This is a genomic window from Candidatus Nitrosopumilus sp., assembly GCF_965223225.1.
Classification (GTDB): Archaea; Thermoproteota; Nitrososphaeria; order Nitrososphaerales; family Nitrosopumilaceae; genus Nitrosopumilus.
This window is the reverse complement of record NZ_CBDCVU010000004.1, coordinates 627,526-645,157: the sequence shown is the minus strand read 5'-3', so window position 1 is coordinate 645,157 and position 17,632 is coordinate 627,526. Positions and strand designations below refer to the sequence as shown.

Below are 17,632 nucleotides of genomic sequence, written 5' to 3'. Positions count from 1 at the left end.
TATGATTCCAAAGTACATTCTGTATCCCATAATCCTGGCTGCAATTGGAACAACTGTAAGTCTTGCCGGATTAAATACAGAGCAAATTGCAGCAGTTACCATATTTGCCTCATTGATTGTAGGAACTCTTTTGTTTTGGAGATTCAGGCTTGCCTTTGCACTTGTAGGGATTGCTGCAATGTTAGGGCTGGGTCTTTTGGACACTGACACAATGATAGAGTTTGCAGGTTTTGACATGATACTCTTCTTGGTTGGCATGATGATTGTGGTAGGATTTTTGGAAGAGAAGAAATTTTTCGAACATCTTTTAGGTAAGATAATGAAAGGGGTTGGCAACAACCCAGTCAAACTGGTAGTTATTCTAATGTTAATGTCTGCTCTATTTGCTGCACTTGTTGATGAGGTTACCTCTATTCTGTTTATGACTGCAACTGTTTTGCATCTTACTGGAAAGCTTAGGATAAGCGCCATCCCATTGGTCATGATGACAGTATTTGCAACAAACATAGGAAGCAGTGCTACTGTAGTAGGAAATCCAGTAGGTGTATTGATTGCAATGAGAGCAGAGCTTACATTTATGGAGTTTCTAAGATGGGCAACGCCAATTTCCATTGCAGGGCTTGGAGTCGCAATTCCGCTTTGCCTGCTGTATTTCAGAAAATACATCAAAGAGATGGGTGCAGCGTTAGTTTCTCAAAAATCAGAAGGTGTGTTGGTTGATAATAGTGCAAATGCATCATCAACAATAACATCAGAGGAGACATCCGTTCAAAAAGAGAGTTTCAAGATTCCATGGATAATATTCATAGGTACGATTGCAGCACTAGTAGTACATAGTCCCCTAGAGGAAGCTCTTGGCCTTGAAAAGAACGTCCTACTCCCAGGAGTTGCCTTTGCCGCAGCAGGAGTTGTGCTATTTCTAAATCACAACAAGGCAAGGGAGATGGTTGAAAGAAGAGTGGACTGGTGGACTCTTGCGTTCTTCATATTCTTGTTTGCGTCTGTAGGAACCATGAAGATGCTTGGTGTGACTACCATACTGGCAGAAGGAATGTATGATCTTAGCGGAAACGACGAGACAAACCTGTACTTCATCTTTGTTCCAATAACAAGCATACTAAGTGCACTGATGGACAACGTGTTGGCAGTTGCAACCTTCATTCCGGTGGTTCACGAGTTTGGCGACATGGGAGTCAATAACTATCCGTTCTGGTGGGGAATGCTGTTTAGTGGTACGTTCTTTGGAAACCTCACATTGATTGGAAGTACTGCAAACATTGTAGCAATAGGAATGCTTGAGAGAAGAAAACGCGGAAACATCAGCCTAAAGGAATGGATAAAGCCCGGTGCTGTAATATCGGTTCCAACAATAATTCTTGCTGCAATTCTTGTGTACCTTCAGATACCGATGATGCCAAGTTAGTAAAACACTGGCAAATATTCTACAAGATTCCCTATCTTGGTTGTTTTGAACTCTTCATTATCATCATCGTTTGTTTCTCTTCTATATTTTTTGTATATTTTCCAAACTTCGATGACACACTGACTGAACAGTTCCAACAAACACTGTCTGCTTTGCTCTAGTAATTTTTGGTGGTCTTGTGGTATCCACAAGCCATATACAGTGTTGCCAAATGCTATTGTACTTCCAATTAAAACCAGAAAAAATGCAAGATGATAACCCATGTGTCTAAAATTCAGATGGTGGGTTCATTAGTTCTTCTAAGAATTTTCACCACTGGGAAAATTACCTGTCTTTCCAGCATCAATTCGATGTGGGGTTTTCATTTCGGTAAAACAGATTATCTTTCATGTATCTTTTCGGAGAGTCAAATTATCAATTCGATGGCAGAGATTATCTTTCCTTAGTGTTATTTGTAAAGTTGTGAATCTAGTTTGTAGAGTTTCTCAATTCTCTTGTATGTCAGAGGATGCGTCCTAAATAATTCGCCAAACTTGCTAAAGATATTCTTTCTCTCCCAATCCATTGCCTGCTTTACCTCTTCTTCTGAGATATGCTGGTCTTTGTAGTGAGATGAAAATTTCATGACCTCGTAGCTTGAGGACACGGGGTCTACTGCATAAAATGATCTCAGTGTTGAATTTTTTTTTCTTGTTTTTGCAAGCTCAAACCATATGTTATTTTGGCCAACGTATTTGCAAGAAGTGTTGGGCGTACTTGATGTCCTGTAAAGTTGTCTGCATAGTATTCTCTAAGCCTTGAAAAGTTCATGATGAGAAGATTAGTCACAAAGTACACAGTAAAAGCCCCTACTCCTATGAGAACCGCACTTCCTTGGTCTCTTGAGCGGCCTCCAAAAATAGTAGACATTGCCACGAGGTATGCAATCGTATGGATTACCGAAAGTATTGTCATTATCACCATGTCATTGTGCTTTATGTGGCCTATCTCGTGTGCGATTACTGCCTTTGTCTCATCTTGAGATAACGTGTTAAGTAACCCCCTAGTCAGAGTCAGGGTTGCAGATTTGTTGGTTCTGCCAAAAACAAAAGCATTTGGCATCGAAGTGTTTGCAATTGTAATTTCAGGAATCTTGGTTTTGTTTTTGATGCACATCTCATGAACTGTCTCTTCAATCCAGGAAAATTGTTTTCTGTCCAATGGTTGCATGTTTGTGCTCCACCGAACTATTTTTGGACCTATTGCCCACTGAATCAATCCAAAAACGATTCCCAGCCACACAATTCCAAACATTCCAATGTTAAAGTAAAATCCTAGTGTTGCAAGTAATCCAAACAGCAAACCAAAGACAAGAACGGTGGTAAGTGTCATTGATGCTACAAGCTTGCCTAACATGCGATGTTACAATTTTGAGATATGGTTTTTAGATTAAATATGTAATGGTCTTTTTTAGTTCAGAATTTTTTTTCTTTTTTGAGTTCAATTTTTGAGATGAGGATATGATTTTACAAAATGAAACAAATAGGTTCATCATATGGAAATATCATCAGAGGCCAACGCTATGCAAACATCCCATGGCGAGTAAACTTGTTCTTTTGTCATGACGTAAGGATGCATCATTCCGAACATCAGTCTCGAGAGATCTGAAAGATTAGTATTTTCAGGAATCTTCTTGATATCTGCCAATTTGAATGACTCCCCAACTTTTTTCTCCAAAAAGTTTTCTGTATTTCTCAAGTAGTCTAGATCCTGTGCAATCGTTTGAATTATTGTTCTGTCACTGATAAAGTTAGAGGAATTCTTGAAGACGAGTTTTCTGGTTCGGCTGTTCATCATGGAATGTATGATCTGACCCACAGTATCGTCATACAGAAATGACACAGTCTCTTTCCATGGAAGATCAGATATGGTCAGGTCTGTCTTGCAGTTGGCCCCTATCTCGAGTAATTTTCTTGCAGATATGGCAGAATACCCGCCTAGATGATTGGGTAAAATACAAAAGGCTCTTCTTGTTTCTTGCCATCTTTCCAACAGTTCTCCCAAGCTTGTATCTTGACATACCCGTACAATCTCTTCATCCATAATTTCCTCGACTGTCTTTTCATCAAAAAGCTCCGATGTTGGATTCTCAAAGACATTTCTTATTATCTCAAATCCTCCTAGAACCCCAATTGGTTGCTCTTTTTCATCTGTGACCACAAGGGAATCGGTAAATGACTCCAGATAATGAATGAGCATTCCTGTCGCAACCCACACCTTGTTTTCTTTTCGTATGCTTACTGCAGGAGTAGATGAGACTGATAATGGCATTAACTGACTCAGAGTAAGATCTTTAATTGACAATGACTTTTAGACATATTTTTTGGTTTAATAGATGATCAAGATTTTCAATGTTGATTTTCATGTATACGATGGATTACAAACAAAATGTCTGTTACTTGTTTTTCATTTTTTTAATTTGTACTTTGAAAATACTCTTGCCTCTCACTTGCAATGGTAAGCAAGTCAGTCTTGCTGATTACACCCAATAACCTATCATGAATATCACAGACAAAAATTTTTCCTTGTCGTTTCTTTATCATCTGCATAAATGCCTCATCCATTTTTTCATCAGTTTTACAAACAATCAGATTATTCTTTGGTATCATGATCTCCTTAACATTTATTGTATTTCTTTGATTCTCTTGAATTTTTAACGCATCAGTATTTTTGATCATCCCTAAAAGAATACTGTTGCCGTCATCGTCTACCACTGGCAACTCACTCTTAAGATGCATTTGAAAATATGCCAATGCATCCTCCACATTAAAGGAACTTTTTATTGTGATTACATGAGGGTTCATCACATTTTTTGCCGACACGTCTTGCAACATATGTTGCAGTTCAAAATAATATTGGTATGATTTTACACCATTATTTAGAAACCATCCCAATATCACAAGCCATAAACCACCTATCGTATTTCCAGTAAATAGAGAAACTGCACCCACTCCCATAAACAAATATGAAAATATGATGCCTACAGTAGTAGCTATTTTGGTTGCTCTAAAAAAATTGCCTGTTAGTTTGACCAATATGGATCGTAATATTCTTCCTCCATCAAGAGGAAATGCAGGAACCATGTTGAATATGCCAAGCATGAGATTGATGAGAACCCCGTAAAACAGTATGGCCTCTGTTTTGGTTAGTTGGATATTCTCAATAGAAGTAAATTCAAATCCATTGAGAAGAAAAAGCAAGACTGCAAAAATACCAGATATCAAAAAACTTGTAATTGGCCCCACTATTGCTATTGCAAATTCCTTATGAGGGCTTTTAGGCTCTTTTGAAATGTCAGATACGCCACCAAAAATAAACAAAGTTATGCTCTTTACTGGAATGTTGTATCTTTGAGACATTAGTGAATGAGACAACTCGTGAAGTAAAATTGCAAAGAACAAGAGAACAGTAGACACTATACCCAAAAACCAATAGTCTGTTTGACTCAGATCAGGAACATACTGCGGCATGAAATATGTGGAAATGGTCCAAACCAAAATAGCAAATGCAATTACAAGAGTAAAATGCAGTCGTATTCCAATTCCCTTTATGCTTCCTATCTGAAGTGACAATTACACAACAACACAAAATCTGAAAATTTAACCTACTATTGTGATTTTCAAAGATAGTATTAGCAATATTAGGAATGGGCGGTCCTTTAATCCAGAAATAGCAACATATGATTTTCTAGTCTATGTAGATTAAAAATAGACAAAACCGTGGAGTTATCTTAGGATTCTATAGTCCGCCACCAAAAATTTCGCTTAGCTCAATGACATAACCGTCAACATCTACAATGTAAAAGGACTTTGAATCATCAAATGTGACTGCTCCTCCATATAGAATTTCAACTCCTAACTCTTTGCATTTTTCTTCAATTTTTTCAAAGTTCCTAACATGAAAACCAAAATGTGTTATTCCACCTTCAGGTTTCATGTCGGGTACTTCATAGAGGCAAAGAATAACTGAATCATTTCCAATTATTTTTGAAGGAACCTTCAGTTTGTTTGGAAAGTTGTTTTCAACCTTTACTTCAAATCCAAACATGTCCTGGTAAAACTTTACGCTTTTTTCCAAGCTTTTAACTTTCATGTTTACATGATCTATTGCCGTAGCTTTGAGGTAATTTCCCATAGACACCAATAATTAGAATAATAATTAAAGGATGCTAAAATTAGAATAAGCTAATTAGTTTGAGATGTTAATTTTGATTCTACAAATCTAGAATAACTAATACCAATCAATATTTTCTAACTCAGATTAGAATAATTACAAAAAATAGATTACATAAAAAATTCATCTTGTGTATGTCAGAATTTTTTATTTCTTGTTTATTCTGTTCCTTTTGTAAGGAGAACATCACACTTTGCATGGCCTGCCACGCCACTTGCAACGCTTCCCAAGACAATCTTTCTAAATCCTGTTCTACCATGAGAACCCATCACTATAAGATCAACATTGTTACTTTCTGCAAAAGCCAGTATTCCATCTACAGATGAAGGGTTGTGTATTATTTTAATTGAAAAGGGCACGTTTTTGGAATTTGCTTGACCCTCTAGTTTTTTTAGCATGGTCGTTGCAATGTTTTCTTCTTCGTCCTGAATCTCTTCCATCCGTTCAATGGATATGCCAGTAGAATCAGATATCTTTGACTGTAAAACAGTCACAACTGTAATTTCAGATTCAAGTTTTTCTGCAATTTCTAGTGCTTTCTCATATGCCTTTTGAGAATAGCCAGAGCCATCAAAAGGTACAAGAATCTTCTTCATAATGGTTGCTTTTGGCACATATTCTATATTAAACCAACGAAAACAATGCAATACATCATCTTACGGTTTTTTGTCGTCAAAACATAGAGTCAGATATCAAATTCTGGCAATCAAAAATCAATGATAATTCAAGATTATCTCTTTGGACCTACCTCAAACTCCACATCAACTATTACAAATGCATTACCATCTCGGAAATTATTCCAATCATCCAGGGTTATTGTCACTCCGTTGTATCGTATTTCTCTGTGGTTTTCAACGTTGAGGCTCTGATTTACATCAATTTTTTTAATTCCCTTTATCTCAAAGTTCATTGGATCAATTATCTCAAGGACCTTAAATTTTGCATCCTCAAGCGCATTGTGCATTAGTTCTTCTCTTATATTGTCAACTGAATTTTCCGAATGGGACATGTAGATGTTGTGTACTCCGCCATATTGGGATACGACCTCATGGACCCGTACCACATCATCCAGTGTAGTCTTTACATTCCAATAGGATTCTGCTCGATAGCTGTTAGATGTCCATCTGTCGTGATAAGTTGGATTGATGTTAACTGAGCTTCGTGGAATTGTTTCAGACACTCCATTTTCTTTTAAAAGATTGGACAAGTCATCAACAGTTTTAGAATAAGAGTCAAGCGTGTTTTGCAAAGTGTCAGGTTGCGTCTCTAGTCTTACATTGATTGTTACCTCAAGATCATACTCTATATTTTCAGAATCGCCTGTTACCGTAACTGTTCCAGTCATCCACGGGTGAACCATGCAAAAATAGTCATAAAAACCAGAACCATTAAAATCAAAAGAGTATGATTCACCGCTCATAAAGAGTGCACTATCAAACATGCCATCAGGGCCATTGTCAGGTGTGCCACTTGTGACTGTATGAGCTGCTGAATCATCATTTATCCAAGTGATTGTAGTGCCGAGGTCAACTGTAATGTTTGAAGGCAAGAAACATTCTGATGTAATCTCACATCCAGGAGCACCAGAGCCAAATGCAAGTTCTATCTCTTTTGCTGCAGGGTTCTCTTGTTGTGCTGCAGAATTAGAGTCTTTTTCTGATTCAATCTCTATTGGAACTTGAGAAATTCTAATGTCATCTACATGTAATCCTAAATCTACTATTTCTTGAGATATTGCATGGTATGTCTTCATATCAACCTTAATTGGAAATGACATGTATGCTACATATGAGTCGGCACTATCCGGGGCGGGGGCATGTCGATGTCTGTCACCATCAAAGTTTGCACGCAGATAAGAAACAGAAGTATTCTCAAATCCTTCAAGATCGTTCTCTATATTTTCAGTGATGCTTGCAATGTTTTCTTGATAATTGTCAACTGCTTCTTCTAATTCAACTGGAGGGTTTGACATTCTAAGCATAAGTACAACAGAATCAGTATCCAAAAAGGCCGAATCCTCACCGGTAACTGTAATGGTTGTGTATCCGGATTCATGTTTCATGATTTCTGCAAATTCCAATGGATTGCTAAGTGAATAAGAACTGGATAATCCAAATGACAATGCAACAATTGCCGTTACTGAAAAGATAGCAATTGTAGAAAGTTTATAGTTTTTCCTCAAGCTAAATTTTTTGGAAACTACATACTGATAAGGAATTCTATTAATTCTTCCATGAGAACTTCAAACTAGGAGAGAAATTTTTACATAGAACATAGAAAATAATATTTAACATTAATTTATCAAAAGTTCGTTTGAGTCAAGAAATATCAAAATTCCTTGTAGAGCCAGGCACTAAAGTCAATCTCAAAAAGATAGACACCAATTACAATGGAGACATAAAAAAAGAAAATTCCAAGATTGAATTAGAAAGATTTCATCTCAAAATGTCAAAGCTCCAATACAAGCTTCACGCAGAAAAAAAACAATCATTGCTCATAATTTTGCAAGCAATGGATGCAGGAGGAAAAGATGGAACAATACGAGATGTCATGCATGGATTCAATCCTCAAGGATGTAAGGTAACATCCTTTCGCAGTCCAAATGTAGAGGAGATAAATCACGACTTTTTATGGAGAATCCACAAATCAGTTCCTGCAAAAGGAGAAATCGGAATTTTTAATCGATCTCACTATGGGGATGTATTAATTGTAAGGATACACAATATGGTTCCTGCCAGACAATGGTCAAAAAGATTCGAACACATCAACAACTTTGAGAAAATGCTGACAGATGAAGGGGTGAAAATTCTAAAGTTTTATCTTCACATTAGTAAGGAGGAGCAAAAAAAGAGGTTAGAAAAAAGACTAGATGATCCAACGAAGCATTGGAAGATTGATGAAGCAGACTTTAAGGAAAGAAAGCATTGGAACAAGTACATGAAAGCATATCGGGAAGTTTTGGAAAAATGCAGTACACCATGGGCTCCATGGCACATCATACCTGCAGACACAAAATGGTATCGTAACTTGCTAGTTGCACAGATCATCACAAAAACAATTGAAGAAATGAACCCCAAGATTTCAAAGTCAATTGCAAACATTACAAAAATAAGAAATGAGAACCAAACAAAAATCACCTAATTATTAGTTCATTAGTTTTTCCGAAATTTATGCAAATGCTAATCCAATGTTGATTAGCTTTGAGGCAACATTTGAAGAGACACAGATTGGAGAATAATCCGAATATTTGAAGAGCAACTCATGTCCGCTTTTGCAATAGCTTGCGTCATTTATGTTGCCTTGAGGATTCACTAGAATCTCAAGGTCTGCAGATTGAAAAACAGAATCCATGTCTTTTCCAATTGAGACTTTGGCATTGTATTGGCCAGTCTCCTGGGGTGTCCATGACAAGCTGACGTTAAATGTCTGAGATGGATTAAGTGTACCAGTCATCCAGCGTATAGAATCCACAGGATTATTTTGCTCATCAGTTATCTCAACTACATACGCAAAATTGTGTTTGAAATCGTTCAGATTTGTAATGTCTGCAGCTATTTGTAACACCTGGTCTTCTCTAATGCTATCGAATTTCTGTCCAAATGAATTTACTATTCCAACAGAGTCCATGCGTATATTATCAATGGTTTCATCAATTAATGATACTTTAACAAGATCAGTGTCATTACCGTTCTCTGATGTTTTTTCTCTTTCTGAGCTTACAGATGTTGCAGTGTCATCATGTTGTTTTTGGTTGCCATAAATGTAATCCCAGTTGACGTTAAGATCAGTATTTCCCTCATAGCCGTTTACTGCTTTTAGTATCTCTTCTTTTTTCTGCAATTCAAGCTTGTCTGCCTCTTTGAGTTTCTCATCAGATAACTGCTCTTTTATCTTCTCACTGTTCTTTTTTATTTGAAAAATCTGATTTGATACATCATCTTTTGTAATATCCCCTGTTGCATAGTCATTAATTATCTCCTGCATTGACTGTTTTGCAATCAAGTCTTCATTTTGGATTTGATCATAGTATCGTAATTCAAGAGATTTTAGTTTGGCGTCATATTCTTTTGTGATTTGTTGGATTTTCTGGTTTATTTCGTAAATGATATCATCGTATTGTTTTAGTCTGTCTTTTTGTTCAACATAGTCAATCAGGGTATGGTCTTGGGCAATTCCCTGTTTTATCATTTTGCTTGCCTCAGATTCTAAAACGCACCTATACTCAGATGCAACAGTATCATAGATTACCTTGTGTTGATTGTCATCACATTTAGTCCCAGGATTTGTCCGTACATCAGAAAATGGCATCTCCATGCCAAAAATCACAATACCAGTTACAGCATTATCCATCCATTTTTTAGCAACAGACTCATCTACACAAGAAAACATGTCAGAGGTCACTCTAGAAACTAGCACAAACCCATCTTGACATTCAGTGTCAGAGTCAACTAATGCATTGCCGGTGTTTACACCATCAAAGTTTGCCATGATATAACCAGGTTGCAGTTTGTAATCAGAATACATTTCAGATAATTTTGCATTTGTGGCAGAAGAAAAATGGACCTGTCCTGTAGAATTAAAGATTTGCTGTTCATGATAATCGGCAAGGTTATGTTTTATGTTAAACTGAGCATTCATTTCGATTAGTTCAATTTTTTGAGTGGTTGCAGCTTTGTGGTATGCATTTTTTGCTTCTTGTATTGTTCCGCCGTTTACCAATACATCACTCATTGCAACTCTTCCGGCAAGAACTTTTTGTTCTTTGAAATTAAACTGATCCCAAAATACTCCTTGAACAAAAGAAGGTTTTTTGTTTACAAATCTCTCAAAAGAATTTTCTGAGGAATGTTTCTCCCATAATCTCTCCCATTCATCTAGGCTCTGGTTGAGACGCTCAATTGACAAGTCTCTTTTTTGTTGCAATAATTCTTGAGCCTGGCTTTTCTCAAACTCTTTTTTCTCCAAATCTGCAATCATCTTTTTTGTCTGCTCTATCTTCTCTAAAAGATCCAAGGCAAGAGGATCATGCAAAAGATTCTCTGAAAGCAACATCTGACCTTCCGAACTAGAAGAATCTTGGGCATAGGCAATTTGTGCAAAGGAAAAAGACGCCACACATGCAACCAAGAGATAAAGTGAATTTTTTAGAACAATCTTAGAATTTGACGACCTTTTTTTCTGCAAATTGTTTGTTTCCACTATTTTTACTAGATTGTGGAAAATAATAAAGATTAGGGTACTAATCATTATATGATGAATTGATATGATATTAATGAATATAAGACTAATTAACTCATATTTTGCGTAGAAAATGGAAGTGAATCAGAAATAAAGACACTCGATCTCAAAGAAAGCATAGGACTTTTGCTCAAGATCTCTGCAAAAACATGGGAAAAAGCAGCAGATATTGAATTACAGGAACGATTTGGACTGTCAGGTGCAAAATGGAAGATAATTGTCGTGCTTTCAATGAAAGAAGGAATAACCCAAAAACACATCGCAGATATGGCCTTTGTAGAGGCCCCAACCCTTGTACCAGTAATTGATAAGATGGAAAAAGATGGATACATCACAAGACAGGCAGATCCTAATGATCGTAGAAACAACTTGATCTTTATGACAAAAAAATCAAAAGACATTGTGGATTCCATAATCGACTGTATCCTGGAGATAAGAAACATGGGACTGCAAAAGATATCAAAAAAAGACATGGAGATTGCAAAAGAAGTACTGGAGAAAATTATTGGAAACACAGAGGCATTTATCAAGAAGAAAGGAGAGAAGACAGATCCTGATTTATGGAACAATCCACAAAACAAGGCAAAAAAAACTCTTGTAAAGCTGTAGGGTTTACAAAAAAATCAATTCACAAACTTTGTTTTAATCTATGGACTAACAACAAAATCAAACTCAGCATATTTCGTGCCGTCAATTTCTTCTAAATCTAAGATTAGTGATGGCTTTACAAGCCAATCATGGTCTTTATCGCCTTGAAAGTAGAGTTGTGTTGTTAACAATTCAGTTTCATCCTCGGCAGACAATATCTTCAAATGGATATGTGCAGGTCTCACCATCCCAGATTCAGAATACTTTCCCGGAAAAACTGTTTCAAAGTGGTACAAACCATTTTCGTCTGCTGCTACTTTTCCCCTAAGTGTAAAGGCGTCATCAAAATAATATTCCCCATTAGAATCAGTCTGCCAAACATCAACGATTGCATAAGGTATAGCGTTGCAACTATAGTCAAGTATTTGTCCAGATACTACCAGTCTCTGACCTTCAAGTGTTGCTCCAAAGGTTTCTTTTGAAGGAGCACCAACAATGTAATAAGGCCCTTCAGCATTGTCTGCAGTCAAAGCACAAGGATAACCAAGATTCTGAATGGTAGGATCTTGCCACAAAAAACTGCCCAAAACCAAGACAACCACAATTGGAACTATCCCAACAACAAATCTATTCAATTTATTATCACAAGCAAGTACATTTTCAAGTTATAAGTCTCTGTCGAAAGGTATGAAAAGTCATCTTGATTTCAAATGTTAAGATGCAAAATATCTAATATTTTCAGGTGGTCACATTTAAGGCTCTAGAATTTCAAGCAAGGTATACTTGAGAGACGAACCATCTGCGGGTGGATTTTCAACTTGGGTTATGCTGACATGTATCTTGTAAGAGATTCCCTCTTCATACTTAAATCCCACGATTGACTGATAGAGAAACTCCCATTGGTCATCAAGGTTTTCTTTTACCAACATACATTGCTGTGGACCTACTCCAACACAATCAACTAGTTTTGAATCAACATACAAGATTGCCTTTCGTTCATTTTCATTGTCATTGATTTTTTCAACAAAATGTTTTCCATCATCTGTTCTGCATTGCCTTGGATGAGATTCCATTACAGGATTTCCTGCAGCTGCACATTCCTCAAAACTATCAATGGATTGCATTATGTTTTTGCACTCCCCAAGATGTTTTACTGCCATGTGGCTTGAATTGAGTCCACACATGTTACCATAGGTAACTCCATCAACACCACATACAGGGTCATACTGCATGGTGCAGGCAATTGCAGGCATTTGTGTATGCCATCCTCCTCTACTTTCTAATTTTTTAACAGAGTCAGACAAAACACATGCAGGAGACGCATCACTTTGTTTGAATATCAGTTGTTTTCCCTCTGCACAAATAATATTTTGAACTGAAAGACCTGCATGTTTTTGATGGTGAGGTCTCAAGTATTCTTTGAGAACTCCATCCATCATACACACTTTACCAGGATATGCACCTGGACCACATCGGTCATCTAAAACACACATACCATTCAAAGCTGCAAATCCAGGTGCACACATTCCATTATAGGACATATGATGATGACCACCAAACATGTGACTTCCGTTCATTGTATTAGACATCATCATCATATTTTTTTGCTGATCATCGTCATGGTGTGACATACCATGCATTGCAAAAACAAAATTATCAGAAGGATCGTTAAAACTTCCAACAAGCATTGCTAGAAAAATCAAGGGAATTGAAGTAAATAACAAAAATTTCATACTTGATAGAATAATTTATCATACTTAAAGAAAAGCATGATTATTAGGCATACATAAAAGAGATTTTGAAAAAATCGATAGAATAATGTACTTTTAGACTAAAGAAAAATAATCAGAATGAATATAAAAAAATTACAAAACATATGTGTTGAGATCAGCAAACTAAAACAGCAATTAGTAGAAGAACTTCCACATTCTAGCAACCAAGCATTATACTTTCAGAACAATGAAATCACAACGGGGATAATAAATGACAGAACAGAGATAAAGATGCACCTAATTTCAGGCCAAATTCTATATTTTAGTGACGAGAAAGGGGACTTTATTGACCTTGAAAAAGACAACATCTCAGAAAAATTGCAATCAATAGCAAAAGATCATAAGTTAGAGTTATCAGATTCAAAGCTAGAAAACCCAACGTCTGATGAAATGAAGTCCTTTTTACAATATGCAGAATTAGCAGTAAAAATTTTAGAAAATTTTAGAATGAAAATGCAGGCAAAAAATTTTACCAGGGTACATCTGTGGCCACATCATTTTGATTTTTCAGTAGAGTGATTCCCTGGAAACAAAGATGAGTAGATAGGTACAGGCATATCACCTGGAGATGAACAGTATTCAAAACCATACATCTACATGAATCCGTATCCATTTAATGAAAAAATAAAAGAAAGTCAATTGCCGTTTGGAAGATGGCACACATCAGGATGGAATTGAATAAAAATAGAATTAGAAGACATCCTAAAAATTCTTCAGAAGATACAGATTCTGCTGCAGATACATTGTATGATGTGTTTAAAGTTGCAAAAAAGAATTTCGACGACAACTAATCTTAAAGAAAAAGTTTCAACATTTCATTTCAAAGCAAGTCAATAAAACCATAGAATTTGAATTGTGTGATGTACAGCTTCACAGAAAATCACTACTCAAGATTCTTATTTTAATTATTTTTTAAAAAAACCAAACATGAAATTTTGTCCCAAATGCAGCAACAGATTGATCTCAAATGAATGTCATAATTGGAAATGCACAGAGGGCAAAGTAGTAGAAAGAAAAACTCCAAACTCTACGTGGAATTACCTGCATGCAAAACCAAAACCATGCTACAAAGGATGCGGAGGGCAGATTTACTTTGATGAAGAGTACAAATCTGAAAACGGCAAGTTTATTCCACTAGATATAGTAACGCGAGAACCACACACATGCAACACATCAGATTTAGAATTAGATTACCAAGGTTTCAGTAGTGATGGCAGGGTAAAGTCACAACAATACCAAAATAAATTTGAAAACAAAATCACTACAACATATCATTCTAGGGCATCAAATTATCAAAATCCACAAAATATTGGCGAAATAACCAATGATGACGCAAAAGAGATTGCAAGCCTAGTATCAGATATCAAATACTTTGATGTAAAGAAAATCCCACAAAAAGACATCAATGAAAGTCAGATAATCGAAGAGATTGTAAACGGACACAACGAGGGTAATTTAGGAATAGTTCATTTTGAGCATCATAATACAACAGAGCCTAAGAAGATACCAATCAGCCACACAAAAGAAATACTTGCATCTTCAATCATAAGAGGAATTTCAGATTATGGTTTCAAAGAGGGATTTTTGGAATACCAAGTCAATGCAATAAACAAAATCATAGAAGGAAAAAATGTCATAATTTCTGCCCCAACAGGTTCTGGCAAAACTGAGGCATTTACAATTCCAATAATTCAGAAAATACTAAATGAAAATCAAACAAAGGGCGTCTTTGCTTTGCTTACATATCCTCTCAATGCATTAATCGATGATCAAGTTTCAAAAATTAATGAGATAATACAAAAATGCAATTTAGAAAATAAAATTTCAGCACGTGCAATACATAGCGGTATTAGCCAAGATGCCAGACAAAAAACAATAGAAGAGTCAAGCAAAAAATGCATAATCTTAGCAACCAGTTTTGATTTTATTGATTGGCATCTGACATTGCAGACAAACAGCTGGAAGTCGTTGTGTCAACCTGCAAAGATAATTGTGATGGATGAGGCTCATTCATACACTAGTTTTCACGGGTCAAACGTACATCATGTAATCAAAAGAATGAAAAAATACATGAAGAATGTCCAATATGTTTGCGCATCTGCTACACTTGAGAATCCTGAAGAATTCTTCGAAGAGATGTTTGAAGTAGATAAAGCATCATTTGACAACATAAAAAGTACAATTGGAAGAAAACAAGACATTTACAGATTATTCATCATGCCAAGAAAACTGCCACAAAGAGAAACAATGGAGATGATTTCATCAATATGTCACAAAAACAATGCAAAGCAAATTGTATTTAGCAACACAGTAAATGATGCAGAAGTCATAGCGGTAAATCTCAGAGAACGAAATCCAGGAATAAAGACAAAGGTGCACTCAGGAGTAATTGAGAAAGGAGACAGACGCATTGCAGAAGGGGAGATGAAACAAGGAGACCTTGATGTTTTATCATGTACTCCTACGCTTGAACTTGGCATAGACATAGGACAGGTTAACGTGGCAATTTCTGCATTTACTGGAGAATTTGACAAGATGATTCAGAGAACTGGTCGTGCGGGGAGAAGAGGCCAAAAGTCATATGCAATATGCGTTTTTGAGCCTAGAGATGCAGTATGCCATTACTATGCAAACAATATCAAAGAGTACACTGGACAAAAGCATTCGGTGTACATCAACAAAGACAACCAAATCATATCACAAAAACACGAAAAATCAAAAGAAATTGAAGAGATTGCACAAAAAACCTTTGACAAAAAGCCATTATGGAAATTTGCAAACAAAATGAACTTGCGTGGAACTTCAGGATTTATCAAAATCTACATTCCAGGAAAGAAAAAATCACTGGAGAAGGGAATACCTACAGGATACTACCAGCTCTACGAGCATTCTCTGTACAGATTAAACTCTGTCTTGTATGAAGTTGACAGATTTGAAAAAACAGGAAATGATGATAATCATTCAGGAAAGGCATTTTTAAAAAATTGCAGCATAATAGACAGAAACAAAAAGACATTGCCAATTGTAAAAACATCACTTGAGCAAATAAAAAAAACAGAAGACAAGTTGTTGATTGCAAAAAATAATCATAAAATACAATTATCCTATTGTATAGTCAACATAGAAAAGAGGATCACCGGCTACTACAAAGGAAGCAAAAACGATACCATTCAAACAATGAAAAAGATCAAAGGAATAACTCATCATAACTGGAAAGACTTGACATGGGATTCAAAACATTCTGCAGTAAAAATTCAGATTCCTACAAATCTTTATTCTCAAGAGGATGCAAAGAATGTCCACTCAAATGAGAAATACAATAATGACATTAGTGAAGAATTTACACATACCATTACTCACGTGTTTGTAAATGCAGCAAAAATAATCACAAAGTGTGATGATTCAGACGTGGATACGTTTTTTGATGATGAAGACAACTGCATTTACATTTATGACAATTCAGCAAACGGTGCAAATGGATGCAGTAAAATCATTTACAAATATTTTGAGAATGTTTTGCAAAAAGCATACCTTCTGATAAGCAAATGCAGTTGCAAAAAAGGTTGTCCAAAATGTATTCACATATCAGGTTTTTGTAAGACAAACAATCAAGACTTGGAAAAGCAAAAGACTTTGAGATTCTTCAGAGAACTGCTCTAGTAACAAAAATCATCAGATGTTAAGAGCCCATCATTCCTACCATCTTTGGCATTTCTCTATAGGCCTTGTTTACAAATATGCCATTATCTGCACTGATCATCACAAACTCCATAGGATTATCAGGAGGAGGAGAGACTATAATTTTTTGTCCAGGCTTCAAAGTTCCAAGATCAAGAGTATCGCCTGCTCCAAAATTGACATGAATGTTTGTCAAAGACTGAGAACCAGTGTTTTGTATAGTTACACGGCCCATTACAAACAAGCTCTGTTTATCTAAAAGTGGGTCTACATAGATATCATACTCTTGTGTAGATATAGATAATTTCAAAACATCCATTCCAAAAATAAGACCCATAATGGCAATTGCTGCAACACCTATACCGAGTATAACAGTGTACTGCTTCACAAGGAGTATTTCTTTTTTCTAATACTTAAGAAAGATTATTTCACATTCACACCGTTCCAAAAGGCAACCATCCCCTTGATTTTGGAAGCGGCTTCATTTGGCTCAGCATAGTACCATGCGCAATCTTTGTTGGTCTTACCATCAACTGTAACAGAATAGTAATTTGCCATCCCCTTCCAACCACAAAACGTAGTTAGTTCAGTTTTCTGAAAATACTCTTGCTTTATGGATTCAAATGGGAAATAATGATTTCCTTCTACAACTACAGTGTCATCGCTTTCAGCGATTACAGTATTATTCCAAATAGCTTTCATAAGTTTTGTTTTATCATTA

Annotated in this window: 19 protein-coding genes; 6 read left to right on the top strand and 13 right to left on the bottom strand. The window is 36.1% G+C overall.

Going from position 1 to position 17,632, the window contains the following annotated elements; all coding sequences use genetic code 11:
- Position 1: 1 nt before the first annotated feature.
- Positions 2–1,423: an SLC13 family permease gene (locus tag ACOQN3_RS04225; RefSeq protein ID WP_420545241.1), complete on the top strand. Its 1,422-nt coding sequence runs from the start codon at positions 2–4 to the stop codon at positions 1,421–1,423.
- Here the strand turns inward: ACOQN3_RS04225 and ACOQN3_RS04220 are convergent.
- The 8 genes from ACOQN3_RS04220 to ACOQN3_RS04185 form a co-directional block, all read right to left on the bottom strand.
- Positions 1,420–1,686, bottom strand: coding sequence for a hypothetical protein (locus ACOQN3_RS04220; protein WP_420545240.1), 267 nt, complete (start codon positions 1,684–1,686; stop codon positions 1,420–1,422). The genes ACOQN3_RS04225 and ACOQN3_RS04220 overlap by 4 nt on opposite strands.
- Before the next feature lie 185 nt (positions 1,687–1,871).
- Positions 1,872–2,069: a hypothetical protein gene (locus tag ACOQN3_RS04215; protein ID WP_420545239.1), complete on the bottom strand. Its 198-nt coding sequence runs from the start codon at positions 2,067–2,069 to the stop codon at positions 1,872–1,874.
- Positions 2,070–2,092: 23 nt separating this feature from the next.
- A complete protein-coding gene (locus ACOQN3_RS04210) occupies positions 2,093–2,818 on the bottom strand; it encodes a zinc metalloprotease HtpX (RefSeq protein ID WP_420545238.1) in 726 nt (241 codons plus the stop codon).
- A 135-nt stretch (positions 2,819–2,953) separates the two neighbouring features.
- On the bottom strand, positions 2,954–3,766 hold the full coding sequence (locus ACOQN3_RS04205) for a CBS domain-containing protein (protein WP_420545237.1): 813 nt from the start codon (positions 3,764–3,766) through the stop codon (positions 2,954–2,956).
- A 110-nt stretch (positions 3,767–3,876) separates the two neighbouring features.
- The gene (locus ACOQN3_RS04200) at positions 3,877–5,034 is read right to left on the bottom strand and encodes a site-2 protease family protein (protein ID WP_420545236.1); all 1,158 of its coding nucleotides are present in this window, start codon (positions 5,032–5,034) and stop codon (positions 3,877–3,879) included.
- A 166-nt stretch (positions 5,035–5,200) separates the two neighbouring features.
- Entirely contained in the window at positions 5,201–5,596 is a 396-nt protein-coding gene (locus ACOQN3_RS04195; RefSeq protein WP_420545235.1) for a VOC family protein, read from the bottom strand.
- 197 nt (positions 5,597–5,793) lie between these two features.
- Positions 5,794–6,249, bottom strand: coding sequence for a universal stress protein (locus ACOQN3_RS04190; RefSeq protein WP_420545234.1), 456 nt, complete (start codon positions 6,247–6,249; stop codon positions 5,794–5,796).
- 116 nt (positions 6,250–6,365) lie between these two features.
- Positions 6,366–7,817, bottom strand: a complete 1,452-nt coding sequence (locus ACOQN3_RS04185) for an SIMPL domain-containing protein (protein WP_420545233.1) — start codon at positions 7,815–7,817, stop codon at positions 6,366–6,368.
- Positions 7,818–7,948: 131 nt separating this feature from the next.
- On the opposite strand from ACOQN3_RS04185, the gene ACOQN3_RS04180 reads away from it, so the two are divergent.
- On the top strand, positions 7,949–8,776 hold the full coding sequence (locus ACOQN3_RS04180) for a polyphosphate kinase 2 family protein (protein ID WP_420545232.1): 828 nt from the start codon (positions 7,949–7,951) through the stop codon (positions 8,774–8,776).
- A gap of 27 nt (positions 8,777–8,803) precedes the next feature.
- Here ACOQN3_RS04180 and ACOQN3_RS04175 read toward each other — a convergent pair whose 3' ends face one another.
- Positions 8,804–10,834, bottom strand: a complete 2,031-nt coding sequence (locus tag ACOQN3_RS04175; protein WP_420545231.1) for a hypothetical protein — start codon at positions 10,832–10,834, stop codon at positions 8,804–8,806.
- A gap of 165 nt (positions 10,835–10,999) precedes the next feature.
- On the opposite strand from ACOQN3_RS04175, the gene ACOQN3_RS04170 reads away from it, so the two are divergent.
- Positions 11,000–11,482: a MarR family winged helix-turn-helix transcriptional regulator gene (locus ACOQN3_RS04170; protein WP_420545230.1), complete on the top strand. Its 483-nt coding sequence runs from the start codon at positions 11,000–11,002 to the stop codon at positions 11,480–11,482.
- A gap of 38 nt (positions 11,483–11,520) precedes the next feature.
- Here the strand turns inward: ACOQN3_RS04170 and ACOQN3_RS04165 are convergent, their stop codons facing one another.
- Entirely contained in the window at positions 11,521–12,096 is a 576-nt protein-coding gene (locus ACOQN3_RS04165) for a hypothetical protein (RefSeq protein ID WP_420545229.1), read from the bottom strand.
- A gap of 117 nt (positions 12,097–12,213) precedes the next feature.
- The gene (locus ACOQN3_RS04160) at positions 12,214–13,194 is read right to left on the bottom strand and encodes a DUF4377 domain-containing protein (RefSeq protein ID WP_420545228.1); all 981 of its coding nucleotides are present in this window, start codon (positions 13,192–13,194) and stop codon (positions 12,214–12,216) included.
- A gap of 117 nt (positions 13,195–13,311) precedes the next feature.
- On the opposite strand from ACOQN3_RS04160, the gene ACOQN3_RS04155 reads away from it, so the two are divergent.
- The 3 genes from ACOQN3_RS04155 (at position 13,312) to ACOQN3_RS04145 (ending at position 16,893) form a co-directional block, all read left to right on the top strand.
- Positions 13,312–13,752 carry a hypothetical protein gene (locus ACOQN3_RS04155; protein ID WP_420545227.1) on the top strand — a complete coding sequence of 147 codons (441 nt, stop codon included), beginning with the start codon at positions 13,312–13,314 and terminating at the stop codon, positions 13,750–13,752.
- Between the two features lie 134 nt (positions 13,753–13,886).
- Positions 13,887–14,024, top strand: coding sequence for a hypothetical protein (locus ACOQN3_RS04150; RefSeq protein ID WP_420545226.1), 138 nt, complete (start codon positions 13,887–13,889; stop codon positions 14,022–14,024).
- A gap of 136 nt (positions 14,025–14,160) precedes the next feature.
- Entirely contained in the window at positions 14,161–16,893 is a 2,733-nt protein-coding gene (locus ACOQN3_RS04145; protein WP_420545225.1) for a DEAD/DEAH box helicase, read from the top strand.
- Positions 16,894–16,912: 19 nt separating this feature from the next.
- On the opposite strand, the gene ACOQN3_RS04140 is transcribed toward ACOQN3_RS04145, so the two are convergent.
- Positions 16,913–17,299, bottom strand: coding sequence for a hypothetical protein (locus tag ACOQN3_RS04140; protein WP_420545224.1), 387 nt, complete (start codon positions 17,297–17,299; stop codon positions 16,913–16,915).
- A gap of 35 nt (positions 17,300–17,334) precedes the next feature.
- Complete coding sequence (locus tag ACOQN3_RS04135; protein ID WP_420545223.1) at positions 17,335–17,613, bottom strand: DUF427 domain-containing protein; 279 nt, start codon at positions 17,611–17,613, stop codon at positions 17,335–17,337.
- Positions 17,614–17,632: the final 19 nt, after the last annotated feature.